We start from the raw sequence: 22691 nt of genomic DNA, 5'->3' as shown, positions 1-22691 counted from the left end.
GAAGGGGCGGCTCAGGCGGCGCGGCGCACGGTGTCGTGGAGGGTGCGCACCAAGGCCGAGGGCGCGTAGGGCTTGGGGATGAAGCGCGCGCCCGGCGGCATGTCGTGCGGGCCGGGGCTGCCCATGCCGGAGACCACCAGCACCGGGATGCGCGGCCAGCGCCGGGAGACGAGGCGGGCGAGGGCGAAGCCGTTCATCGAACCGAGCGGCATGTCGACGTCGGTCATCAGCACCTCGACGTCGGGCCGGCTCTCCAGCACCTTGAGCGCCTGGTCGGCGTGGGGCGCCTCCAGCACGGTGAAGCCGGCCTCCGCCAGGGTGTCGGCGGCCTCCATCAGCAGGAGGCCGTCATCCTCGACGAGGAGCACCACCGGTGCGGCGTCGCAAGGAGCGTCCAGCTCATCCTGACGGGGATCTTCCTGACGGGAAGCCTGATCGTGTCGGTCCAGGTCGGATGTCATCGCGGGCAATGCGGGCGGGGGCGAAAGGTTGCGGCCGAAGGGTGCTGCCTATGGGCCTGCATCCCGTGGGTCAAGCGTGGCCGGTGGAGGGAGCGGACCGGGACGCCGTCCCATCCTGGTGACGGCTACGCCGTCCCGTCCTGGTGACGGCTACGCCGTCCCGTCCTGCATCGCCGCGAGCGGCGCTTCGAGCTCCATCACCGCACCCTCGGGGGGAAAGCGCAGGCTGACCCGGCCGCCGAAGCTGTGCACGAGGCTGCGCTCGATCAGCCGCGAGCCGAACCCGCCGCGGGTCGGCGGCACGACGGGCGGGCCGCCGCTCTCCCGCCAGCACAGGCGCAGCACCGCCTCCGCGTCGCCCGCGAGGTCCCAGGTGACGGCGACGCGGCCCGCCGGGCTCGACAGGGCGCCGTACTTCGCCGCGTTGGTGGCGAGTTCGTGCAGCATCAGGGACAGGGTCAGGACCGAGCGGGGTCCGAGGCTGACGCTCGGCCCGGCGGCGACGACGCGGCCGGCCACCGCGTCGATATGCGGCGCCATCACGCCCTCGACCACCGCCGCGAGATCCGCCGCCGCCCAGGCGCCGCGGATCAGCACGTCGTGCGCGTCGGAGAGCGCCATGAGACGGCCGTTGAACGCCTCCATCGCCGCGTCGAGGGTCGGGGCGCTGCGCAGGGTCTGGGCGGCGACCGCCTGGACCAGCGCCAGGGTGTTCTTCACCCGATGGGCCATCTCCTCCATCAGCAGGGCCTGCTGCTCCTCGGCCCGGTGCGCCTCGGTCACGTCGCGTGCGACCGCCAGCAGGCGCTCGGGGTGGCCGTCGGGTCCCTGGATGGCCGAGACCACCACGTCCCACCAGCGCCGGTCTTGGCTGCCCGACCCTTGGCCACCCGAGCCCCGGCTGCCGGAGGGCGCGCGGAAGCGGCCGGTGCGCCCGGACCTCGCGGCGGCGAGCGCCACCTCCGCGGCGGTGCGGTCGCCGGGTTCCGGCCAGGACGAAGCCCAGGCGGTGCCGATCACCGCCTCGTCGGGGCTGCCTGCGGCGGCGCGGCCGCTCTCGCTCAGCCATTGCACCGTCCCGTCGAGGGCGAGCACCTGGATGCTGTCGCGGCTCGCCGCCAGGAGTCGGGCGGTGAAGGCCTCGCTCGCCCGCAGCCGCGCGTTCAGCTCCTCGGCGGTGGCGAGGCGCGCCTCCCACTCGGGGGCGATGGGGGGCTCCCCGCCCCTGGGCTGGCCGGTCGCGGTGGCCGCGTCGCGCAGCAGGGCGCGCAGCCGGGCGATCTCCTCGCGGATGGTGTGCTGGCGCGCGGTCTCATCATGGAAGGCACGTTCGGCGTCGGGGGCGACCATCACACCAGCCTCCAGACCCGCCTGGGCGGCATGCGTCCCGACCGGCGCGGATCGGCTCACCCGGCGCCGAAACTGGACGCTCCCAGTAGATCACGGGAACAGGCTTGGCTGCAATGCGTGCGGGACCTTTTCACGTGCCGCCCTCCTGCAACGGAAGGGCGCACCGGCCGCGCGCGATGGTCGCGGCCGGACGCGCGCCGTGCGGCTCAGGCCAGTGCCTGGTCGAGGTCGGTGATCAGGTCACGCGGGTCCTCGATGCCGATCGAGAGGCGCACCACCTCCGGGCCGGCGCCGGCCCGGGTCTTCTGCTCGTCGGTGAGCTGGCGGTGGGTGGTCGAGGCCGGGTGGATCACCAGCGAGCGGGTATCGCCGATATTGGCCAGATGCGAGAACAGCTTCAGGTTCGACACCAGGGCCACGCCGGCCTCGTAGCCGCCCTTGAGGCCGAAGGTGAACACCGCTCCGGCGCCGTGCGGGCAGTACTTCCGATGCAACTGGTGGTAGCGGTCGGTCTCGAGGCCCGGATAGCTCACCCAGGCCACCGCCGGGTGGCGGCTCAGGTGCTCGGCCACCGTCTTGGCGTTGTCGGAATGGCGCTGCATCCGCAGCGGCAGGGTCTCGATGCCGTTGATGATCAGGAACGCGTTGAACGGCGACAGCGCCGGCCCGAGGTCGCGCAGGCCGAGCACCCGCACGGCGATGGCGAAGCCGAAATTGCCGAAGGTCTCGGACAGGACCATGCCGGCATATTCCGGCCGCGGCTGCGACAGCATCGGGTAGCGCGCGTCGCCGGCCCAGTTGAACGAGCCGCCGTCGACGATCAGGCCGCCGATCGAGTTGCCATGGCCGCCGAGGAACTTGGTGGCCGAGTGGACCACGATGTCGGCGCCGTGCTCGAACGGGCGGATCAGGTACGGCGTCGCCATGGTGTTGTCGACGACGAGCGGGATGTTGTGGCGCTTCGCCACCGCCGCGATCGCCGCGATGTCGGTGATGACGCCGCCCGGATTGGCGATCGACTCGATGAAGATCGCCTTGGTGCGCGGCGTGATCGCCGCCTCGAACGAGGCCGGGTCGTCGGTATCGGCCCAGACGACGTTCCAGCCGAAGTTCTTGTAGGAATGATTGAACTGGTTGATCGAGCCGCCGTACAGCTTGTTGGCCGCGATGAACTCGTCGCCCGGCTGCATCAGGGCGTGCATCACCAGGAACTCGGCGGCGTGGCCGGAGGCGACCGCGACGGCGGCGGTGCCGCCCTCGAGGGCGGCGATGCGCTCCTCCAGCACCGCGTTGGTCGGGTTGGTGATGCGGCTGTAGATGTTGCCGAAGGCCTGCAGCCCGAACAGCGAAGCGGCGTGATCCACGTCGTCGAACACGAACGAGGTGGTCTGGTAGATCGGCGTCGCCCGCGCGCCGGTGGCGGCGTCCGGCGCCGCGCCGGCATGGATCGCGAGGGTGTTGAAGCCGGGCTGGCGGTCGGTCATGGCGTCCTCGGGCGTCGATCTTTGGCCGACGTGCTTAGGACCCCTACGCGGCGGGGGTCAAGCGGGGACGGCCGTCGATCCGCACAGTAGAACCCGAAGGATCAGCGCGCCGGGACGGCTGTGAGCCAGTGTGGAGAAGCAACGTCTACAAAACAGTCCCGAGCGGCAAGATCGGTCTCCAGGATCGATCTGCCTGTGCGCCAGGACGGGCAGCCGGTGAATACCGGTCCATGCAGCCGCGACCTCAGCGGTAATGGCGGTGCCGGCGATGGTGGTGATGCCGCCGCCCCGGCAGGCCGGTGCGGTAGGCGCGCCGGCCCGGATCGATGCCGAGCACGCCGTTGACGCCGCCCACGGCCCCGCCGACCGCTCCACCGACGATGCCGCCGATCGGTCCGCCGACCCGATTACCCTCGCGGGCCCCGCGGTCGATGCCGCCGGGAATGCCCTGCGCCTCGGCGGCACCGGCAAGCGCCAGGATGGAGAAGGCGAGGGCGGCCATCAGGGAGAGTCTCATCGGTCGATCATGCCCCTCTGCCGGACGCGCCGCTGAGTCCCGCCGCGGACGCTGGATGCGTGCCAACGCCGAGCTCGGGCGAAAGATCCGGCTCGCGCACGAACCGGCCGACAGTGAGGAGTCCTCGGGAACAGCAACCCCACGCCGCATCACCTCATCGAGGCCAGTCCCTCCCGGTACGCCTCGACCGCGCGATTGAGCGAGAAGTCTGGCAGCGAACGCTCGGCCGCCTCCCGCTCGCGCGCCCGCCGGCCGGGGTCGTCGAGGAGCGCCAGGGTCGTGCGCGCCCAGTCCTCGACCTCCATCGGCCGCACCGTGCCGCAGCCGCGCGCCTCAAGCCATTCGCGGGCGGCACCGGAATGGGGCGAGGCGAGGACCGAGGTCCCGCTCTGCAACGCCTCGTTGACCACGATGCCCCACACGTCGCCGCGGCTCGGAAAGAGCATCAGCCGGGCCGACGCGTGGGCCTCGGCGAGCGGGGCTTGCGCGAGGTAGCCGTCGAACCGGGCCGGGATCCCGGCCTCGGCCAAGCGCGCCGCCATCTCGGCCCGGAGCGGGCCGTCGCCCGCCACCCGCACCCGCAAGGGGCGCCCGGCAGCGGCGCAGGCCCGCATCACGTCGGTGAAGAAGCGCGCGCCCTTCACCTCCTCGTTGAGGATGCCGCAGAACAGGACGTCGTAGGGCCGCGCCTCGGGATCGGGCAGGCGCGGCGCGGGCGTCCAGGCCGGAAAGAGCGGCGCGCGAAACACTCGCTCGGGCGCGAGCCCGTAGGCGGCGAGCAGCGTGCGGCTGCCCTCGCTCGGCGCGAGGCCGAAGGCGGCGCCCGGCACGATTGCCCGGCGCAAGGCCCGGTGCGCCGGCGAGCGCGCGCCGGGATCGGTCTCCGGCACGCCGTCGGTGCGGATGGCGTAGGGGATGCGCAGGACTCTGGCCGCGAGCGCCGCCATCGCCATGGTGGGCGAGAAGTCGTTGAGGATCACAGCGGCCGGCCGCAGGGAGGCGAGGCGGGGGACGATGCTCGGATTGACGTACAGGTTGCGCACCGCGTCCCGGTGCCAGCGCAGGCCCGGCAGCACCGAGAAGCCGTAGCCGTCCGCTGCCGCGAGTTCCCACTGGCGCGCGGGCTCCTTGCCCGCGCAGGCGAGCACGGTGAGCGGTCGGCCCAGGGCGGCGGCGAGCGCGCGGTAGAGGACCTGGGTGTAGGGGGCGAGGGCGCCGGTCACCACCACGACGGGACGCTCGGCGGCGGGCAAATCAGGCTCCCCTGGCACGCCGGGCTCCCATCAGGGCGTCAAGCTCGTGCAGGGGCCATTCCGGTTCGAGGACGTGGCGGGGCATCGTCGGAAGGTCGCGGCCGCCGGTCGCGACGCCGCGGCGCGTGGTGAAGAAGGTGGCGTAGCCGGCGGCGAGCGCCAGGCCCGGGTCGCGGCCCGGCCGGTAATCGTGCTCCGCGACGCCCCAGGGACAGGCGAAATGCCGGACCGGCCGCCCCGTCGCCGCCTCCAGCGCCGCGCGGGAGGCAGCGATCTCCCGTTCGGCCCCGGCGTCGTCGAGGGTCGCGATGCGGGCGTGGCTCGCGCTGTGCGAGCCGATCTCCATGCCGGCGGCGAGCCATTCGGCCACCAGATCCCGGCCGGCATAAGGGCCGGGTGGGCTCGCCGGCGGCGCGTCGAGCCAGTCGCTGACGAGGAACAGGATCGCCGGCACCCCAGCCGCGCGCAAAGCCGGCAACGCGACCTCGACCGTGTCGGCGTAGCCGTCATCGAAGGTGACGAGGAAGTGCCGCTCCGCCGTGGCCGCGCCTGACTCCAGCAACGTCACCGCCTCGTCCGCGCCGACGAACCGGCCGTGCCGCTGCAGATAGGCGATCTGCGCCGCGAAGCCGGCCCGGTGGCGCTCCGGCACGTGGTGGTAGCACAGGGTGTAGAGGCCCGGCGGCGCGTGAGCGAGCCGGCGCAGCCGGGCGAGCCCGCGCAGCACCAGGGACCGGACCACCGGATGATCGCGCGCGAGTGTCTTGAAGGAGTGCAGCATCCCGCCCGTCGTCATGAGAAAGCCGTCCGCCGTAGTTGAGACCGGCCCGGGGCGGGGACAAGCCAAGAAAAACACTTAGACCCGAAACCACGTGGACGCCGATCGACCCGGCACGAGTCCGGTCCGACGAGGCGGGAGCGCGACCTGGCGGTGCGCCGCTTGCGTCACGGGCGCATCGGCGGCGGGCGATGTCGCATCCTGGCACGGGATTCCCATGACCAAGACGGACGGTGAGACTGGATTACGGGTCTTGCCCGTGACGGACGTGCCAACCTGGGACGAGTCGGTCTGGGGGCAGCCGCGCGGCACCATCTTCTCGGCTTCGGGCTGGGGCACCTACAAGGCGCGCCGCGGCGCTGGCGTCGAGCGGCTGAGCGTCGTCGACGAGGGGGGTGACCTCCTCGGCCTGGCACAGGTACAGATGCGTCGCCGGGGCCCGGCGCGGCAGGCCTATATCCAGGGCGGGCCGCTCCTCACCGACAAGGGCGAGCGCCACGGCGAGGCGGTGGTCCGCGCGCTGCTCGCCCGCTTGGCCCTCGGGCCGCTCGACCTGCTGGTGGTCGATTTCAACCGGACCGAGAGTCCTGGGGCGGTGCTCGGTCTCCTGGCGGCAGGGTTCCGGCCGGTCGCGACCGCGGGCCGGCACACCCTGGAGGTGGACCTCACGATCGGACTCGAGGCGGTCCTGGCCGGGGCGGATCCGCGCTGGCGCCAGCGCCTGCGCAAGGCCGAGCGCAACGCGGCGCTCACCGTTCGTTTCCTCGACGATCCGGCCGAGCGGCTTTCCGCCTTCGACGCCTTCACGGCGATGTACGCGGCGCTCAAGACCCGCAAGGGCTTCTCGAACGATTTCGACGCCGCCGCCTACCGCGACATCGCGGCGAACGATCCGCGTCACGTCATGCTCGAGGTGCGGGAGGGAGAGGAGCTCTGCCTGGTGCGCATCGCACACCTGAGCCGCGATCGCTTCACCGACTTCTTCACCGCCTCGACCGAGCGGGCCAAGGCCAGCTCGGCAGCCCATCTCGCCGTGTGGAACTTCATCTGCCGCGGGATGGAGAAGGGCTGCCGGGTATTCGATTTCGGCGGCATCGATCCGGCCAGCAACCGCGGCGTCTACGACTTCAAGCGCGGGCTCACCCGCAACGTCGCGTCGAGCGGACCACTCTGGCTCTACGGCCGCCACCGCCTCGTCACCGCGGCGGCCGGGGCGGTGCTCGCCCGGTGAGGATCTTCGCCGCACTTCCCGCGCGTCTGCCCGCGCGCCTCGGCGGACCGGCCCTGCTCTCCCTGCTCGACCAGGGGGCGGTGAGCGGCTTCGGCTTCCTCGCCGGCATCGCGGCGGCGCGCCTGATCGACATGGAGGGGTTCGGGCGCTTCGCCCTAGTGCTCATCGTGGCAGGCTTCGCGCAGGGGCTGCACAACGCGCTCGTCACCGCGCCGCTGATGACGCTCGCCGGCACCGTCCGCGATCCGGCCCGTTACGCGGCGGCGGTCGGCGCCGGCGCCCTGGTGCTGGCGGCGGGGCTGGCTCTCGGCGTCGCCGGGGCGCTCGCCCTGTACTTCTCCGCCCGCGGCGAGGCGGTCCCGCTCGATCTCGTCGCCGCCGCCGGTGCGCTCACCCTGGCGCAGAACCTCCAGCTCACCGCCAGGCGGCTGCTCTTCGCCTATGGCCGGGGAGGGCGGGCCCTCGCCATGGACCTCGCCCGGGCGGCGATGTTCCCGCTCGCCGTCGCGGGCCTGTGGGCGGCCGGGACCCCGCTCGATGCGGCGCGGCTCGTCGAGGTGCTGGCGCTGACGGCGTTCCTGACCACGCTGCCGGCGCTTCTCGGCCGGGCGGCGCCGGGGCGCCGGCACCTCGCGGTCGCCACCCGGCGCCACTGGCAGATGGCGCGCTGGCTCCTTCCGGTCGTCTTCGTCACCTTCGGGCAGGAGCAGCTGGTCTGGATCCTGGCCGGGGGTGTCCTCGGCGACGAGGCCCTGGGTGGCTTGCGGGCGGCGCAATACCTCGTCGGCCTCGTGCTCCTGACGCTCGCCGCGACCGAGAACGTGGTGCCGACCGGCGCCGGCCGGGCCTACGACACCGGAGGCGAGGCAGCCCTCCGGGCCTATCTCATCGGCGTCACCCGCCGCCTCGGCGTCCCGGTCGGGCTCCTCCTCGCCCTCGTGGCTTTGCCGGCGGAGCTCTGGCTGCGCCTCGTCTTCGGGGCTCCTTACGCGCCCTACGCGCCGTCCTTGCGCTGGCTGGCGCTCGGCGTGGTGTTCATCTTCCTGCGGGACATGGCGGCGCAGATCTTCCGGGCGCGGCGGCGCACCGATGTGATCTTCCGTGCCTTCGCGGTCAGCTTCGCGGTGTCGCTGGCGCTGATCCAGCCGCTCATCACCCGCTACGGTGCCACGGGCGCGGCGGCCGTGGTGGCGCTGGCGCACGGCGCCTCGCTCCTCGCCCTCCTGGCGGCCCTCGGCCGCGCCGGGGCTCCGAAATCCCCCGCCCCGAGATCCCCCGTTCGAAAAGCCCCGGCCTCAAGCGCGGAGAGCCCGCGATGCTGAACGCCCTGATCGCCATCGGCGTCGCGACCTGGTTCACGGTCGCCTATCCGGTCCTGCGCCGCCGTCTCGAGACGCATCCGCCCTCCGGCGGCGCGCCGCTGTTCTGGCCGCTCGCCCTGCTGGTGGTGTTCGCCTTCATGCCTCTCGTCTTCACGGTGCCGCGCGAGGACGGCAACGCCGTGCTGGAGCAGGGGCTGACGGCCTCGAACGTCGTCACCATCGTGCTCACCGGCCTCACGGCCGTCTACCTGATCGTGAAGGTCGCCGCCGACCGCCGCATCCTCCTGCTGCCCTTCGCGATGCCCTACCTGCCGTTCACGATGATGATCGGCGTGAACGGGGTGAGCGCCGCCTGGTCGATCGTGCCGACCTACACGCTCTACCGCACCGCGGAACTCGCGGTGTTCACCCTGACCTCGATCCTGATCTTCGACCGGCCCGACATCCGGCGGCGGCTGGCCGATATCCTCGCCATCGTGACGCTCGCCTGGCTCGTCGCGGTGACGCCGGAGATCCTTCAGAACCTCGCCTCCGGCATCGTGTTCTCCTCGGCCAAGAACAACATGATGCCGCTCGTCTGCGCGCTCCTCGGCTTCGCGGTCGTGTTCGGTCCGCCGAACAAGCGGCGGGGCCGCTACCTGGTGCTGGCGGCAGCGGGATTCGTCGTCGCGGGATCGGCCGCCTCGACGGGGGCGCTGATCGCCGTCGGGCCGGGGCTGCTGATCGCCTCGCGCCGCCCGGGTCTGCGCTTCTCCGGCATCGTCCTGGCGCTGGTCTCGCTCGTGCTGTTCCTGTTCCTGATGGTCGGCCTGTCGAACTTCCCGGGCCTCCTCGACGCCCTCTCGGTCATCCTCCAGAAACCCCGGGTGGAGCTCGCCAACGCCACCGGCCGCGGCCAGTTCTGGCCGACCTTCATCGCGGCGACGCAGGACCGCCTGCTCGGCTCGGGCTTCTCGGCCGCCGACCGCTTCGTGCAGCTCCTGATCCCGACCACCGGGCTCGCCGACGAGCTCGGCCGCGACGCGGTGTTCATCACCAGCTCGCACAACATGTTCCTGAGCGCCTGGGCCGGCACCGGGATCATCGGCCTGTGCTTCGCGATCCTGACCCTGATCGAGCCGGTCCGCTTCGCCGCGCGTGCCGATCGCGGCACCCGCCGCCTCGTCGCTTGCCTGATCCTGATGCTGGCCCTCAACGGGATGACGACGCCCGGGCTGTTCCAGGACTGGAACGTCAACGTGCTGGCCTACGTGGCGGTGCTGGCCTGCGCGCGGGCGGCGCGGCGCGAGGCCGAGGCGCCGAGGGTCGCCGCCGGCCCCGTCCCGTCCCTGCGCGAGACGAGGCGGCCCTGGCCCGCCGCTTGAAGCGGAGCGGTCACGAGGACTGTTTTCCCGTCCGATCGTCCCGGAACGGAACAGGTCCGACCCGCAGCGAGAGCCTTTGGGGAGCCTTGGGCGCATCATGACCATGGTCGAGAATGTCCGAAACGGGCTGCTCATCGGTGCGGTCCCGCGGAGGGAGGAGGGGCGCGAGCCCTGGTTCCTCGACCCGCGGGAGATCCTGCGCACCGTGCGCCTGCGCTGGCTCACGGTGCTGCTGCCCGTCGTGCTGTGCCTCGCCGCCGCGGCGGCCTGGACGCAGCTGAACCCGCCGCAATACGCCGCCTCGACGCAGATCCTGATCGATCCGCGCGGGCTGCAGGTGGTCAAGGACGGGCTGACCCCGCCGGATCAGGCGAGCGACGCGAGCCTCCTCCTCGTCGACAGCCAGCTCCGGGTCCTGACATCCGACGACGTGCTCGGCCGGGCCGTCGACCGGTTCGACCTCACGCAGGACCCCGAGTTCCAGGGCCGCGAGACCCTGCTCGGCGCGATCAAGGGCCTGGTCGCGCGGCTCACCGGCCGCACCGAGCCGCCGGCCGATCCCAGGCTGACGGCGCTCAGGATCCTGCGCGACCGCGTGGGGGCGCGGCGCCTGGAGCGCAGCTTCGTGCTCGAGCTCGGCGTCACCTCCGAGGACCGTGAGAAGGCCGCCCGTCTCGCCCGCGGCATCGCCGAGACCTACCTCGCCCGCGATGCGGCGACGCGCTCCGACACGACCCGCCGGGCCGGCGAGGCGATCGAGGGGCGCTTGGCCGAGCTGCGCGAGGCCCTGCGCCAGGCGGAGGACAAGGCGCAAGCCTTCCGGGCGAAGCGCAACATCGTCGGCACCCGCTCGCAGCTGGTGAGCGAGCAGCAGCTGACCCAGCTCAGCGACCAGCTCGGTGCCGCCCGGGCGAAGGCGCTGGAGGCCGGCGCCCGCCTGCGCCAGATCGAGAGCGTGCTCTCGGGCGGGCGCTTCGATTCCGCCAACGAGATCGTCCAGAACCCGACCATCACGGCCCTGCGCGGGCAGCTCGCGGGCGTCGAGCGCCTGCGCGCCGATGCCGAGGAGACCTTGGGGAGGCGCCATCCGAGCTACATGGCGGCGGTGGTGCAGGAGAAGGCCCTGCGCGCGGCGATCGAGGCCGAGATCCGCCGCATCGCCGCGGCGAGCCGCAACGACTTCGAGGCCGCCCAGGCGAGCGCCCGGGTCCTCACCACGACCCTGGATCGGCGCAAGGCCGAGGCGCTGAAGGTCGGCGACGACTTCGTGCAGCTGCGCGAGCTGGAACGTCAGGTCGAGGCGAGCCGGGCGGTCTACGAGGCCTTCCTGGTCCGGGCCCGGGAGCTGCAGGAGCAGCAGCGCCTCGACACCTCGGCCTCGCGCATCATCTCGCCGGCCTCGCCGCCGGAGAAGCGCATCGGCCCGCCGACCCCGGTCGTGTTCGGCGCCGCCCTGGTCGCCGGCCTCGGCCTCGGCCTCGTCGGCAGCCTCGGGCTCGAACTGCTCGCCGGCCGCGTCCGTTCGCGCCGTCGCCTCGAAGGCCATCTCGGCCGCACCGGCCTCGACGCCCTGCCGCGGGCGCCCCGCAAGGCCGCGAGCGCCGCGGCCCTGCGGGCCGATTTCGGCACCACCCGGGGCGACGGGGCCTACGAGGTGGCGCTCGCGCGCCTGCGCCACCGCCTCGCCGCCGAGCCGGGCGCCAAGCTGGACGGCAAGTCGGGCGGCAAGTCGGGTGGCAACCCCCTCGTCGTCCTCGTCACCGCGGGTGACGACCGGGCCGGCAAGTCGGTGCTCGCCCGCTCGCTCGCCCTCTCGGCGGCCGCGGACCGCGAGCGGGTGATTCTGGTCGATGCCGACCCGAAGGGGCTGCTCACCCGCGACCTCGGCGCCGCCGCGCCCCGGGACCTCGCCGGAACCTTGCGCGCCCGCGCGCCCCTCGCCGACGCCCTCGTGCCCCTGCCGTCCGGCCTGCGGGTGCTGCCCCGCCCGTCGGACCTGCCGCGGGACCTCGCCGGTCACTTCGCGGACGCGCTCCTGCGCAGCGATGCCGACGTCGTCGTCGTCGATCTCGGCCTCGTCGGCGGTGACGTGGTGACGGAGCGCCTGATCGCCGACGAGCGCATCCCGGCGCTCCTCCTCGCCGTCAGCGCCCGGCGCGGCCGCCTCTCGGCGGTGGATCGGGCGCTGACGGCGATCGGCCCGAACCGCCGACCGCGGCTCGTCGTGACGGATGCGGATCTGCGGAAGTAGGGAGCGGGTGATCCGAGCCGCTCGAGGACACGGCAGGCTCCCCCTTCTCCCTGTGGGCGGAGTTGTCCGGGAAGACAGGAAGCGCAGGTCCCCTCTCCCAAATGTGCACGCCAAGTGTGCCAGCGTCGGCACCTATCCTGTCAGCCGGCGCACATCCTGGGCTCAGCGATGCGCCTGATCAGGCTGGACTGCGAGGCACGGCTGATCTCCCACGCGAGCGACCGTGAATCGGACAGCGATGAGTTGCTTGCGCAGGGTGCCTGATGCGGCGGGGCCCCTGCCCGCCCTGGTTCAAGTCCGGCACGACCGCTCCCTGGCCGGAAGCCGCGAGCACGGCGCGGGTGGCAGTACGCGATGGATGCGATCCCGCCTGTGTGGCGGCTTGCGACCGGTCGACGGATCAATGCGCGAGCGCCGCCCGGATCCGCTCCGCATGCTGCGCCAGCACCGCCGGATCCGCCATGCCGTCGACGTGGCGGCGCGGTGACACGCCCTCGTGCCGGGGCAGGACGTGGACGTGGAGGTGGAACACGGTCTGGCCAGCCGCCGCCTCGTTGTACTGGTAGACCGCCACGCCATCGGCCGCGAAGGCCGCCTTGGCGGCGCGCGCCACGATCTGCACCGCGGCGTAGAGGTGGCCGAGCGCGGCCGGATCTGCGTCGAGGAGGTTGCGGCTCGCGGCCTTGGGTACCACCAGCGTGTGGCCGTCGGCCTGGGGCATCACGTCCATGAACGCGATGACGTGCTCGTTCTCGTAGACTTTGTGGCAGGGCACCTCGCCCCGGAGGATCTTGCCGAAGATGTTCTGGGGGTCGTAGGCGGTTCCGGTCATCGTCCTGTCCTGGTCGAGTCTGATCGGCTCGCTCGCCGATCGTGCCACCCTCCCGTCAGCCCGGGGCCGCGCAGCGGAACCCGGGATGACGCTGAGAGATGGTGTCGCCCGGACCTTACCCGAACGCCCTTCCGCCCGGAACCGGCCTCAGCCAGCCGCCGCCGCCGAACGCCGCTCGACCAGCCGTGCGAGGTACGCCGCCCCGAGCGGGATGATCGCGTCGTCGAAATCGAAGGCGGCGTTGTGCAGGTTCGCGCCGGCCTTGCCCCCGAGCCAGGCATAGGCGCCCGGCACCGCGTGCAGCATGTCGGCGAAGTCCTCGCTGCCCATCTTGGGCTCGGGCGTGGTGTCGACCTTGGCCGCGCCGAACAATTCGGTGGCGATCTCGGCGGCGGCGCGGGTCTGCTCCTCGCTGTTGCGCAGAACCGAGAAGATGTCGCGGATCTCGACCGTGATCTCGGCCCCGAAGGTCGCCGCCACGCCGGCCGCGATCTCGCGCATGCGCCTGGCGACCAGGGCGCGGATGTCGTCGTCGAAGGTGCGGATCGTGCCGGCGAGGTGGGCCTCCTCCGGGATGACGTTGTAGGCCGCGCCGGCATGGACCTGGGTGATCGAGAGCACCGCCGATTGCAGCGGGTCGGCATTGCGGCTGACGATGGTCTGCAGCGCCTGGACCAGGGCGGCCTGGACGACCACAGGGTCGATGCCGCGGTTCGGCTGCGCCCCGTGGGCGCCGCGGCCGATGATCCGGATGTCGAAGAAGTCGGCCGCCGCCATGGCGGGGCCGGGCCGCACCGAGAGCTCGCCGGTCCGCCCGCTCGGGTTGTTGTGCAGGCCGTAGACCTCGTCGCAGGGGAAGCGCGCGAACAGCCCGTCGGCCAGCATGGCGCGGGCTCCCCCCAGGCCCTCCTCCGCGGGCTGGAAGATGAACACCGCGGTCCCGTCGAAGTCGCGGGTCTCGGCCAGGTACTTGGCGGCCCCGAGCAGCATCGTGGTGTGGCCGTCATGGCCGCAGGCGTGCATCTTGCCCGGCACGGTCGAGCGGTAGGGGAGGTTGGTCGCCTCCTCGATCGGCAGGGCGTCCATGTCGGCGCGCAGCCCGATGCGCCGGGTGCTGGTGCCGCGGCCCTTGAGGATGCCGACGACGCCGGTGCGGCCGACCTCGCGATGCACCTCGATCCCCCAGGAGGCGAGCTTGTCCGCCACGATGCCGGAGGTGCGCACCTCCTCGAAGCCGAGCTCGGGATGGGCGTGGAAATCGCGTCGGATGGCGGTGAGCGCCTCGAGGTCGGCGGAGATGCGGTCGATCGGGGACATGCGGCTTGAACGCTCCGGACTTCGGCCCGTGATGCGCGGGCCGGACGGCGCGCATCCTCCGGTGCCGGTACATCTGAGTCCAGGGGCGCGGATGCATGACTGCCCGCGCCCCCGATGCCTCAATCGGCGATGGCGCCGTAGACGAGCTGCTTGATCTCGCGCCGATAATAGGCCCGGCTCGGTCCCGGTGCCTGGGTCATCATCACCACCGCCAGGTCCTCCTTGGGATCGACCCAGAAGAACGTGCCGGCATAGCCCGCCCATAGGAACTCGCCCTTGGAGCCCGGCACGCCGGCGATGCCGGCGTCCTTCCGCACCATGAAGCCGAGGCCGAACGTGTAGCCGGGCACGCCCATCAGCAGCTCGCCGGGGCTGACCACCGGCCTGATCCGGTCGCCGAGATGGTCGGCGGTCATGAGTTCGACGCTGGTGCGGCTGAGCACCCGGGCACCGTCGAGGCTGCCGCCGTCGAGGAGCGCCTGGGCGAAGCGAAGGTAATCCGCGGCCGTGCCGTAGCCGCCGGCGCCGCCGGAATCGTTCTTCGGCACCGCGCCGTCGATGAGCCGGTTCGGCGCCCCGGTGGCGGGATCGTTCGGCAGGGCCTGGGCGATCCGGCCGGTCTTCTCGGCGGGCACCGAGAAGCCGGTCTCGCTCATCTTCAGCGGCCGCAGCACCCGCTCCGCGAGGTAGTCGCCGAGGCGCTGGCCCGAGGCCTTCTCGACGACGCGGCCGAGCACGTCGACGGCCAAGCTGTACTGCCAGACCGTGCCCGGCTGGTAGGCCAGCGGCGCCGCCGCGATCCGCGTCGTGAATTCCTCCGGGGTGAGGTCGGTGGTGTTGTAGTCGAAGTCGGGCTTGAACAGGCCGGCTTTGGCGTAGGCTGCCTTCACCACCGGGTTGGTGGTGATCTCGCCGTAGGCGAGGCCGGCAGTATGGCGCAGGAGGTCCTGCACGGTCGGCGCGCGTTCCGCCGGCACGAGGTCGGGCGAGGCTTCGCCCAGCGCGTTGGGGCGGCTTGCCGCCACCTTCAGGTCCTTGAACTCGGGCAGGTATTTCGAGACCGTGTCGGTGAGCTGGAGCCGGCCGTCCTCGACCAGCGTCATCGCGGCGACCGAGGCGAGCGGCTTCGTCATCGAGTAGATGCGGAAGATCGCGTCCTTGGCCAGCGGCGCCCCGGCGGCCTTGTCGCGGAACCCGAAGCTCTCGGCATAGGCGAGGCGGCCGCGCCGGGCGATCATCACCACGGCGCCGGGCAGGCGGCCGGCCGCCACCTCCTCCTGCATCACGTGGCTGATCCGGCCGAGCCGCTCGGAGGACAGCCCGACCTCCTCCGGCCGGGCCGGCGCCAGAGCCTCGCCGCCGCGTGGCCTCAGGGCCTGATCCGCCAGGGCCGGCGTGGCGAGCGCGGTGACGACCGCCCCGATGCAGCCCAGCAGGAATCGGCGGGACGCGAATCCGCGCCCTCCCTCGTTCGTCCGCATGACGTTGTCGCTCCCGAACCGGAGCCTCTTTGCGGGCCCCGTTCGGCGAGCGTAGCTGCCTGGAAGACGGTGCGCTACGGTGCTGTTAGTCCTCGCCCTTCCGGAACGGCGTCGCCGAGTCGAGGGCTTCCGCCGCCGCTTCGACGTGGCGCGCCTCGCGGGCGAGGTAGTCGGCGATCGCCGCGCGCAGGCCGGGATCGGCGATGTCGTGGGCCGAGTGCGTGATGACCGGGCGGTAGCCCCGGGCGAGCTTGTGCTCGCCCTGTGCGCCGGCCTCGACCCGGGCGAGGCCGCGGCTGATCGCGAAGTCGATCGCCTGGTAATAGCAGACCTCGAAATGCAGGAACGGATGGTCCTCGATGCAGCCCCAGTTGCGGCCGTAGAGGGCGCGGTCGCCGATCAGGTTGATGGCACCGGCCACGTATTGCCCCTCGCGCCGGGCCATCACCAGCAGGATGCGTTCCGGCATGCGCTCGCCGATGAGCGAGAAGAAGCGCCGGTTGAGATAGGGCCGGCCCCATTTGCGCGAGCCGGTATCCCGATAGAACCGGTAGAAGGCATCCCAATGCGCCTCCGTCAGGTCGGAGCCGGTGACCCACTCGACCGTGAGCCCGGCCGCGAGCGCGTCGCGCCGCTCGCGCTTGATCGCCTTGCGCTTGCGCGAGGCGAGCGCCCCGAGGAAATCGTCGAAGCTGGAATAGCCGGCATTGTCCCAGTGGAACTGCTGGTCGACCCGGCGCAGGAAGCCGAGCTCGCCCGCCCGCTCGGCCTCGACCTCGGGCAGGAACGTGGCGTGGATCGACGAGGCCTCGACCTGCCGGCGCAACGCCCGCAGGCCGGCGACGAGAGCGGCGGTGGCCTCCTCCGGGTCCTCGCCCGGGGCGATCAGGAAGCGCGGCCCCGTCACGGGCGTGAACGGTACGCTGACCTGGAGCTTCGGGTAGTAGCGGCCGCCGGCGCGCTCGAACGCGTCAGCCCAGCCGTGATCGAACACGTACTCGCCCTGGGAGTGGGATTTCAGGTAGCAGGGCGCGTAACCCATGACCTGGCGATCGCGCTCGGCGGCGACGTGCAGCGGCAGCCAGCCGGTGCGGCCGCCGACGCAGGCGGAATCCTCCAGCGCCGACAGGAAGGCGTGGCTGACGAAGGGGTTGTGGCTCTCGGCCGCCCCCGCGAGCGATTCGGCCGAGAGGGCGCAGCGATCCCAATCGGCCGCCGCGATCTCGGAGATGCGCTGGACGACGCGGACCTGCAAGGCGCCCGCCGCCGGGGTGGCGCCGCACCCTGCTTCGCCGGTCTTCTCCATGGGACCTGGAGTTAGGTCGCAGGCCGTGTCTCGGCAATGCGGCGCGGCCTCGCAGGCCCGGTGACCCGCAGGATTGGGAACCGTCCGGCCACCTTGCCGCTTTGTTTCGCACCATGATCCCCGACGACACCTCGGCGCGCCCGCGCGTCCCCACGGCGATGCCGACATCCTCGCAAGGCTCCCCGAATCCGCTGGCCCAGGCCTGGGACGACCGGATCGCCCGGCTGCTCGACCTCCTGCCCAAGCGGGTCGGCGATTCTATCGCTTGGCTGCGCGCGCCGTCCCGGCGCTGGGTCAGGATCCCGGCTGCCCTGCTGCTGATCCTGGGCGGCTTCCTCGCGATCCTGCCGATCTTCGGCCTGTGGATGCTGCCGCTGGGGCTCGCCCTCCTCAGCGAGGACCTGCCGGGCATGAAGCCGGCGCTGGAGCGGTCGGCCCGGTGGTTGGCGGCGAAGTGGGCGCGCGTCGTCGCGTGGTGGCGCGGGCGGCGGTGACGCGGTCACGCATCCGCCGCCGGGAGCACGCGACCTTCGCCACCTGGGTGTCCGGATTCCGGGGTCCGCTTGCGCGGCCCCGGAATGACGCGAAGCTTTATGACGACCGGGGCGGTATGAAGAGTTTCGTCACTCTTCACGCGTTGAACCGCTAATTCAACGACGTCATCGCCCCCGTCCGCGGCGCCGGCCAGGACACGGCCGGCAGGTCGATGTTGGGCAGTTCGACGCTCACGGAATCGCCCGGCATCAGCGTCGTGGTCTCGTCGGCGCCGATCTCCTGCACTGCCGTGCCGGTCTGGCGGCTGACGCGGTAGGTCGGCTTGGCGCGGCGGGCCTGGGCGCGGTCGGTGAGGAAGCGCGGAGCGGAGACCTCGGCCTCGATGATCAGCCGCTCGGCCACCTCGATCCGGGGCTTCAGCTGCTCCAGCATCCGCTGGGTGTCGCGCATCTCAGCCGTGACCTCGGTGGCGCGCCGGCTGCGCAGGTCGAGGATCGAGAGGTCGGCGCGCGAGATCGATTCGCGGGCCCGCAGGAGGTCGGTGGTGGTGCGCAGCTTCTCGCTCTCCATCTGCGCCATCGAGCGGCCTGCCGCGATGGTGCGCTGCTGCGTGGCGAGGCCGCGCTCGGCGAGCTGCTCGTTGCTGCGGATCTCGGTGGCGATCAGCTTGATCTGGGTGTCGATGGTGGCGAGCTGGCCGTTGAGCGCGTCGATCTGCTGGCGCAGGAAGCGCTTGAGATCCTCGATGGCGTCGACCTGGGTCGCCAGCGCCTTGCGCCGCGCCTCGAAGATCGAGGTCTCGCGGTCGATGAGCGCCAGCAAGCCGGGATCCGGGCGCCCCGTCAGCTCCTTCGGCAGCTCGAATTTCGGCTTGTCGTCGCGCTCGGCGGCGAAGCGCGCCAGCCGCAGGGTGAGCTGGTCGCGGTCCTTCTGCAGGCCGGCGAGGTCGCCGCGCGCGGTGATCGCGTCGCGCTCCAGGCGCAGCAGCCCGCCATCGGTGACCCGCGGCGGTCCGCCGGCCAGCGCCACCGCCTTGCCGACGGTGAGCCCCGGCCGGAAGGCGTATTCCCCGGGCTTGTCGACGGCACCGCTGATGTAGAACGGCCGGTAGACGGCGATCTCGACCGCGGTATCGGGCGGGTCCGCCAGGTCCATCCGGTCGCGCAGGCGCCTGGCCACCAGCCGGCCGACCTCGCGGGTCGGCAGGCCGGCCACCGGGATGTCGCCGATGATCGGCAGGGACAGCGTGCCGTCGGCCCCGATGGTGAACTCGTCGTTGAGCGCCGTCCAGGCGAAGATCTCGTCGCGGCTCGCCCGCCACTCGAACACTCGCAGCCGGATGCGGTCGAGCGGCCCGAGGGCGTAGCCGGCAGGGCTGCTCGGAAGGCTGCTCGTGGCGGCCGGCGGCGGGGGCGGAGCGGGGGAGATCGCGGGACGCGGCCCGCTCGCCGCGCCCGCGAGCCCGGCCGGCAGGCACATCGCGCCGAGGAGGAGCCCGCGCCGGAGGGAGGCGGGAAGACGGTGTGCTGCTCGCATGCGGATCAGGCCTTCTCGTCCAGGCAGGCTCTCAGCCCGGCACGCGCCATGCCGGGCTCGTACTGGATAATGCCGGAACCCTCGTCCGTCCGGCGCAACGGCGCAGCCTCCCAATAAGCGGTAGGTGCCGCATCGCCCCCCGCGCCTTGCCTCTTCGACCCACGTTCACGTTCGCTTCTTCTGGTGAGATACCTGCATCCGAACGAGGTACCATAAGATAAAGCAACGTATATCTGTGTGATATTGTGGTGAAATTGACCTGACCATCGCGCCTCTGCCTATCGTTAATCGCTCGTTAACGGTGGAGACGGCGCATGGCTCGTGGAGCACGACCGCAATCCCGCGTGGGCGGTGGTGATGAACTTGGCAGTAACGGGATTGCCGGGAGCGGGATCGGGGGGGCGGTGCCGGCCGGCGGCCTCTCGCTCCTGCTCGCCCCGGGGCTTCTGACCCCGGGAGCGCTGAGCTCCGGGACCCTGGCGCTCACGCCGGCGGTCGAGGCCGGCACCGCGCCGGTCGTCGCCCGAGCCCGTCCGGCGATCGCACGCCGGCCCGGGGCGGGCCTGGTCGCCAAGCGCGTCCTCGACGTGGTGGGCGCCGTCCTCGGGTTGATCCTGCTGCTGCCGTTCTTCCTCGTCATTGCGGTGCTGATCAAGTGCGATTCACCCGGCCCGGTGCTGTTTCGCCAGAGCCGCATCGGCCTCGGCAACCGGCCGTTCCGGGTGTGGAAGTTCCGCACCATGACCTGCTGCGAGAACGGCAGCGTGATCCGCCAGGCCCGGCGCGACGACCCGCGGGTGACCCGCATCGGCCGCGTCCTGCGCCGCACCAGCCTCGACGAGCTGCCCCAGCTCGTGAACGTGCTCCTCGGATCGATGTCCCTGGTCGGGCCGCGGCCCCACGCGATGGCGCATGACGCGGAATTCACCGTCACCGTCGCCCGCTACGCCGAGCGCCACGCGGTGCGCCCGGGCATCACCGGCTGGGCCCAGGTGCGCGGTTGCCGCGGCGAGACGCCGAACGCCGCCGCGATGCAGCGCCGAGTCGATCTTGATCTCGCCTATATCGAGCATTGGTCGCTGCTGCTCGACCTGATCATCCTCGGGATGACGCTGCGCGAGATCTTCCGCCCGCAAGCCGCCTACTGAATCGCCATGCCGTCATGTCCCGGCTGCGCGCCCGCGTGGCCGGGCGAGGATTCTTGGTTCGAGGATTTTTGACCCCGATGACCCTCATCGATCTTTTCTTCTGCGCCCTGGCGCTCGCCGCCGCGGTGCCGGTCCTGGTCCTCGCCGCGCAGGTGGTGGCCTCGCTGCCGCCCTTGCGCCCTGCGCCGATGGCCGCGCGCCGGCCGTCCCTGGCCGTGCTGGTCCCGGCCCATGACGAGGCCGGACAGATCGCCGCCACGGTGGCGGCCCTCCGCCCCGGCCTCGGCCCCGGCGACCGCCTCCTGGTCGTGGCCGACAATTGCCGCGACGCCACCGCCGTCGCCGCCCGAACCGCCGGGGCCGAGGTGGTGGAGCGCCACGACCCTGAGCGGCGCGGCAAGGGCTACGCCCTCGATGCCGGCTATCGCCACCTCGCCCGCACCGGCCTGCCCGAGACCCTGGTGGTGGTGGATGCCGACTGCGCCCTGGCGCCGGCCGCTCTCGACCGGATCGCGCGCCTGAGCGCCGCCCTCGACGGGCCGGTCCAGGCGGCCTACCGTCTCGAGCCACCGCCGCAGGCCTCCTCCGCGTTGCGCCTCGCGACCTTCGCCACGGTGGTGAAGCAGATCGGCCGCCCCCTGGGGGGGAGCCGCCTCGGCTGGCCCTGCGGCATCTCGGGCACCGGCTTCGCGGTGCCGACCCGCCTCCTCGCCACGGTCGGGCTGGCGAACGGGCACCTCGCCGAGGACCTCAAGCTCGGCCTCGACCTGGCGCTGGCCGGCCATCCACCCCGCTTCTGTCCGCAGGCCGAGGTGACGAGCGCGCTCCCCGCCGGCGCGGCGGCACGGCGGGCGCAGCAGACGCGCTGGGAGCACGGCCACCTGTCGCTGATCCTGCCCTATGCCGGCAGGCTTCTCCGCGCCGCCCTGCACCGCGGCGATGCCCGGCTCGCCGCCATGGCCCTCGACCTCTGCGTTCTGCCCCTGGTGACCCTCGCGCTGGCGGAGGCCGGGCTCGCCGGCCTCGCCCTCGCTTGGTGGGCCCTCGGCGGCGGGGCGGGGCCGCTGCTGATCACGGCGGCCAGCCTCGCCATCCTCGTCCTCGCCCTCTGTCTCGCGGCCCGGCGCTGGGGCCGTGGCCTGGTGCGGTGGCAGGACCTCGCGGCCGCGCCGCGCCTCGTCGCCGGCAAGGCCGGAATCCTGGCGCGCTTCGCGGTCCGGAGGCAGACGGACTGGGTGCGGACCGAGCGGGCCGGGGAGGGGCCCACAATGGGGTAGGGCCATGGGGGTAGGGCCATGGGGGTAGGGCCATGGCGTCGGGGATGAAAGGTCCCCGGCACGCTTGCTCGAACCCGGTCCGGCTCGCACGGACAGAGTTGACGCCTATCCAAGTCGTTCCGGGGCTCCGCCGCGCGGCCCCGGAACGACTTTGAAGATTTGAACGAAGCGCCGCTCGAAGCGATCAAGGCTCTCGGGCGTCGGTCAACCGACCTGGATCCGCGACGAACCACCCGATACCGCGGGGCCCGGCAGGCCCGCCGCCCGTACCCGCGCCGTCTCGAGCACCGCCGCCATCGCGGGTGCGACCGCCGGGAAGGTGGTGCCCTCCGCGACGGTGCGGCGCGCGCCCGCGCCGAGGCGGCTCCGGGCGGCGGGATCGTCCCACAGGGCCGCGATGGCGGCGGCGAGGGAAGCGGGGTCCTCCGGCGGCACCAGGAAGCCGTTCTCGCCCTCGATCACGTAATCCTCGGTCCCGGCGGCGCGGGTCGCCACGACGGGCTTTCCCAGCATCATCGCCTCGAGCACCGTGACCTGGCCCGAGGTGAAGGCGGTGTTGCGCAGGGGCACGACGTTGACCCGGGCCCGGCCGCACAGGTCGTGGCACTCGGCGATGGTGAGGCCGCTGCGCACCGTGACGTTCGGCGGGAGATCGAGGCCCGCGACGGCGTGAGCGCCGGCGACGATCACGGTGGGCAGGCCCAGCGGCGCGATCGCGGCCGCCAGGGTGGCGTAATCCCGGTTGGCCGAGCCCATGGCGAGCACGAAGGGCGCGGCCTCGTCCTCGTGCGTCTCGCGCGGCTCGTCGTGGATCGACAGGGGCACGAACACGAACCGGTCGCGGGGCAGGTTCAGCCATTCGGCGTAGAGCGCGACCTCGCGGCGGGAATGCACCACGAACACGTCGACCTGGTCCAGCACCGCCCGGGCGAGGCGCGCCTTCCAGCCCCCCGGCGTCCGGCCGAGGTTGAAGCACCAGGCGACGAGGGGCACGTCCCGCCGCCCGAGGATGCGCTTGAGCAGGGCCGCGGTCACGGCGAGCTGCGGGAAGCCGGTCATCAGGCCGGCGCTGCCCCGGGGCGCCGCCCGCACCAGGCGCCAGGCCTGCCAGGCGTGGCGCAGGTAGTCGGACCATTCCGACGCGCCGGTCACGGCCCGCGAACGGTCGTGGGAATAGGGCGCCGGTGCCGTCACGAAGCGATGGGGCCCGCCGACATGGCGGGGAATCCAGTCGCCGCCCTCGTCTTGCAGGAAGGGAACCGCGAGGATCCACTGCATCGAACCGCCT

Annotated in this window: 19 protein-coding genes; 7 read left to right on the top strand and 12 right to left on the bottom strand. The window is 72.5% G+C overall.

Annotated elements, in window-relative coordinates; all coding sequences use genetic code 11:
• Nucleotides 1-11 precede the first annotated feature (11 nt).
• The 6 genes from MFF64_RS04555 to MFF64_RS04530 all read right to left on the bottom strand — a co-directional run bounded on the left by MFF64_RS04555 (nucleotide 12) and on the right by MFF64_RS04530 (nucleotide 5861).
• Complete coding sequence (locus tag MFF64_RS04555; RefSeq protein WP_048449488.1) at nucleotides 12-371, bottom strand: response regulator; 360 nt, start codon at nucleotides 369-371, stop codon at nucleotides 12-14.
• Between the two features lie 240 nt (nucleotides 372-611).
• Nucleotides 612-1811, bottom strand: a complete 1200-nt coding sequence (locus tag MFF64_RS04550) for a sensor histidine kinase (protein WP_238189800.1) — start codon at nucleotides 1809-1811, stop codon at nucleotides 612-614.
• A 206-nt stretch (nucleotides 1812-2017) separates the two neighbouring features.
• On the bottom strand, nucleotides 2018-3295 hold the full coding sequence (locus MFF64_RS04545) for an O-acetylhomoserine aminocarboxypropyltransferase (protein ID WP_099907493.1): 1278 nt from the start codon (nucleotides 3293-3295) through the stop codon (nucleotides 2018-2020).
• 244 nt (nucleotides 3296-3539) lie between these two features.
• Nucleotides 3540-3812 (bottom strand): hypothetical protein, encoded by a 273-nt coding sequence (locus MFF64_RS04540; RefSeq protein WP_099907495.1) that lies wholly within the window; start codon nucleotides 3810-3812, stop codon nucleotides 3540-3542.
• A 149-nt stretch (nucleotides 3813-3961) separates the two neighbouring features.
• Complete coding sequence (locus tag MFF64_RS04535; RefSeq protein WP_099907497.1) at nucleotides 3962-5065, bottom strand: glycosyltransferase family 4 protein; 1104 nt, start codon at nucleotides 5063-5065, stop codon at nucleotides 3962-3964.
• 1 nt (nucleotide 5066) lies between these two features.
• Nucleotides 5067-5861 carry a polysaccharide deacetylase family protein gene (locus MFF64_RS04530; protein ID WP_238189798.1) on the bottom strand — a complete coding sequence of 265 codons (795 nt, stop codon included), beginning with the start codon at nucleotides 5859-5861 and terminating at the stop codon, nucleotides 5067-5069.
• Nucleotides 5862-6060: 199 nt separating this feature from the next.
• Here MFF64_RS04530 and MFF64_RS04525 point away from each other — a divergent pair, with 199 nt between their 5' ends.
• The 4 genes from MFF64_RS04525 to MFF64_RS04510 all read left to right on the top strand — a co-directional run bounded on the left by MFF64_RS04525 (nucleotide 6061) and on the right by MFF64_RS04510 (nucleotide 12011).
• Nucleotides 6061-7074, top strand: coding sequence for a lipid II:glycine glycyltransferase FemX (locus MFF64_RS04525; protein ID WP_099907500.1), 1014 nt, complete (start codon nucleotides 6061-6063; stop codon nucleotides 7072-7074).
• Complete coding sequence (locus MFF64_RS04520; protein ID WP_099907502.1) at nucleotides 7071-8396, top strand: lipopolysaccharide biosynthesis protein; 1326 nt, start codon at nucleotides 7071-7073, stop codon at nucleotides 8394-8396. The genes MFF64_RS04525 and MFF64_RS04520 overlap by 4 nt, the downstream gene beginning before the upstream one ends.
• Nucleotides 8390-9760, top strand: coding sequence for an O-antigen ligase family protein (locus tag MFF64_RS04515; protein WP_099907504.1), 1371 nt, complete (start codon nucleotides 8390-8392; stop codon nucleotides 9758-9760). The genes MFF64_RS04520 and MFF64_RS04515 overlap by 7 nt, the downstream gene beginning before the upstream one ends.
• Before the next feature lie 97 nt (nucleotides 9761-9857).
• On the top strand, nucleotides 9858-12011 hold the full coding sequence (locus MFF64_RS04510) for a GumC family protein (RefSeq protein WP_238189796.1): 2154 nt from the start codon (nucleotides 9858-9860) through the stop codon (nucleotides 12009-12011).
• A gap of 400 nt (nucleotides 12012-12411) precedes the next feature.
• Here the strand turns inward: MFF64_RS04510 and MFF64_RS04505 are convergent, their stop codons facing one another.
• From MFF64_RS04505 to MFF64_RS04490, 4 genes are all read right to left on the bottom strand, one after another.
• On the bottom strand, nucleotides 12412-12843 hold the full coding sequence (locus MFF64_RS04505) for an HIT family protein (RefSeq protein WP_099908137.1): 432 nt from the start codon (nucleotides 12841-12843) through the stop codon (nucleotides 12412-12414).
• Nucleotides 12844-12990: 147 nt separating this feature from the next.
• Nucleotides 12991-14160 (bottom strand): M20 aminoacylase family protein, encoded by a 1170-nt coding sequence (locus MFF64_RS04500; protein ID WP_099908136.1) that lies wholly within the window; start codon nucleotides 14158-14160, stop codon nucleotides 12991-12993.
• A gap of 119 nt (nucleotides 14161-14279) precedes the next feature.
• Nucleotides 14280-15641, bottom strand: coding sequence for a serine hydrolase domain-containing protein (locus MFF64_RS04495; protein ID WP_099908134.1), 1362 nt, complete (start codon nucleotides 15639-15641; stop codon nucleotides 14280-14282).
• An 85-nt stretch (nucleotides 15642-15726) separates the two neighbouring features.
• On the bottom strand, nucleotides 15727-16947 hold the full coding sequence (locus MFF64_RS04490) for a GNAT family N-acetyltransferase (protein ID WP_099908132.1): 1221 nt from the start codon (nucleotides 16945-16947) through the stop codon (nucleotides 15727-15729).
• A 113-nt stretch (nucleotides 16948-17060) separates the two neighbouring features.
• On the opposite strand from MFF64_RS04490, the gene MFF64_RS04485 reads away from it, so the two are divergent.
• Complete coding sequence (locus MFF64_RS04485) at nucleotides 17061-17441, top strand: hypothetical protein (protein WP_425324418.1); 381 nt, start codon at nucleotides 17061-17063, stop codon at nucleotides 17439-17441.
• Nucleotides 17442-17592: 151 nt separating this feature from the next.
• On the opposite strand, the gene MFF64_RS04480 is transcribed toward MFF64_RS04485, so the two are convergent.
• Complete coding sequence (locus MFF64_RS04480; RefSeq protein WP_099908130.1) at nucleotides 17593-18978, bottom strand: polysaccharide biosynthesis/export family protein; 1386 nt, start codon at nucleotides 18976-18978, stop codon at nucleotides 17593-17595.
• Nucleotides 18979-19382: 404 nt separating this feature from the next.
• Here MFF64_RS04480 and MFF64_RS04475 point away from each other — a divergent pair, with 404 nt between their 5' ends.
• Complete coding sequence (locus MFF64_RS04475) at nucleotides 19383-20126, top strand: exopolysaccharide biosynthesis polyprenyl glycosylphosphotransferase (RefSeq protein WP_238189793.1); 744 nt, start codon at nucleotides 19383-19385, stop codon at nucleotides 20124-20126.
• 77 nt (nucleotides 20127-20203) lie between these two features.
• Nucleotides 20204-21403: a glycosyltransferase family 2 protein gene (locus MFF64_RS04470; RefSeq protein ID WP_099908126.1), complete on the top strand. Its 1200-nt coding sequence runs from the start codon at nucleotides 20204-20206 to the stop codon at nucleotides 21401-21403.
• A gap of 204 nt (nucleotides 21404-21607) precedes the next feature.
• Here the strand turns inward: MFF64_RS04470 and MFF64_RS04465 are convergent, their stop codons facing one another.
• The gene (locus MFF64_RS04465; protein ID WP_165795875.1) at nucleotides 21608-22681 is read right to left on the bottom strand and encodes a glycosyltransferase family 4 protein; all 1074 of its coding nucleotides are present in this window, start codon (nucleotides 22679-22681) and stop codon (nucleotides 21608-21610) included.
• Nucleotides 22682-22691: the final 10 nt, after the last annotated feature.

The organism is Methylobacterium frigidaeris, from assembly GCF_022179185.1.
Classification (GTDB): domain Bacteria; phylum Pseudomonadota; class Alphaproteobacteria; order Rhizobiales; family Beijerinckiaceae; genus Methylobacterium; species Methylobacterium frigidaeris.
Note: the sequence above shows the minus strand (reverse complement) of the source record. Positions and strands in the feature narration are given on the sequence as shown.

Excerpts from the sequence above, each read along its gene's own strand:
- MFF64_RS04550 (WP_238189800.1), bottom strand. The coding sequence starts at position 1,811 with ATGGTCGCCCCCGACGCCGAACGTGCCTTCCATGATGAGACCGCGCGC.
- MFF64_RS04545 (WP_099907493.1), bottom strand. The coding sequence starts at position 3,295 with ATGACCGACCGCCAGCCCGGCTTCAACACCCTCGCGATCCATGCCGGC.
- MFF64_RS04540 (WP_099907495.1), bottom strand. The coding sequence starts at position 3,812 with ATGAGACTCTCCCTGATGGCCGCCCTCGCCTTCTCCATCCTGGCGCTT.
- MFF64_RS04530 (WP_238189798.1), bottom strand. The coding sequence starts at position 5,861 with ATGACGACGGGCGGGATGCTGCACTCCTTCAAGACACTCGCGCGCGAT.
- MFF64_RS04525 (WP_099907500.1), top strand. The coding sequence starts at position 6,061 with ATGACCAAGACGGACGGTGAGACTGGATTACGGGTCTTGCCCGTGACG.
- MFF64_RS04515 (WP_099907504.1), top strand. The coding sequence starts at position 8,390 with ATGCTGAACGCCCTGATCGCCATCGGCGTCGCGACCTGGTTCACGGTC.
- MFF64_RS04510 (WP_238189796.1), top strand. The coding sequence starts at position 9,858 with ATGACCATGGTCGAGAATGTCCGAAACGGGCTGCTCATCGGTGCGGTC.
- MFF64_RS04505 (WP_099908137.1), bottom strand. The coding sequence starts at position 12,843 with ATGACCGGAACCGCCTACGACCCCCAGAACATCTTCGGCAAGATCCTC.
- MFF64_RS04500 (WP_099908136.1), bottom strand. The coding sequence starts at position 14,160 with ATGTCCCCGATCGACCGCATCTCCGCCGACCTCGAGGCGCTCACCGCC.
- MFF64_RS04495 (WP_099908134.1), bottom strand. The coding sequence starts at position 15,641 with ATGCGGACGAACGAGGGAGGGCGCGGATTCGCGTCCCGCCGATTCCTG.
- MFF64_RS04490 (WP_099908132.1), bottom strand. The coding sequence starts at position 16,947 with ATGGAGAAGACCGGCGAAGCAGGGTGCGGCGCCACCCCGGCGGCGGGC.
- MFF64_RS04485 (WP_425324418.1), top strand. The coding sequence starts at position 17,061 with ATGATCCCCGACGACACCTCGGCGCGCCCGCGCGTCCCCACGGCGATG.
- MFF64_RS04480 (WP_099908130.1), bottom strand. The coding sequence starts at position 18,978 with ATGCGAGCAGCACACCGTCTTCCCGCCTCCCTCCGGCGCGGGCTCCTC.
- MFF64_RS04470 (WP_099908126.1), top strand. The coding sequence starts at position 20,204 with ATGACCCTCATCGATCTTTTCTTCTGCGCCCTGGCGCTCGCCGCCGCG.
- MFF64_RS04465 (WP_165795875.1), bottom strand. The coding sequence starts at position 22,681 with ATGCAGTGGATCCTCGCGGTTCCCTTCCTGCAAGACGAGGGCGGCGAC.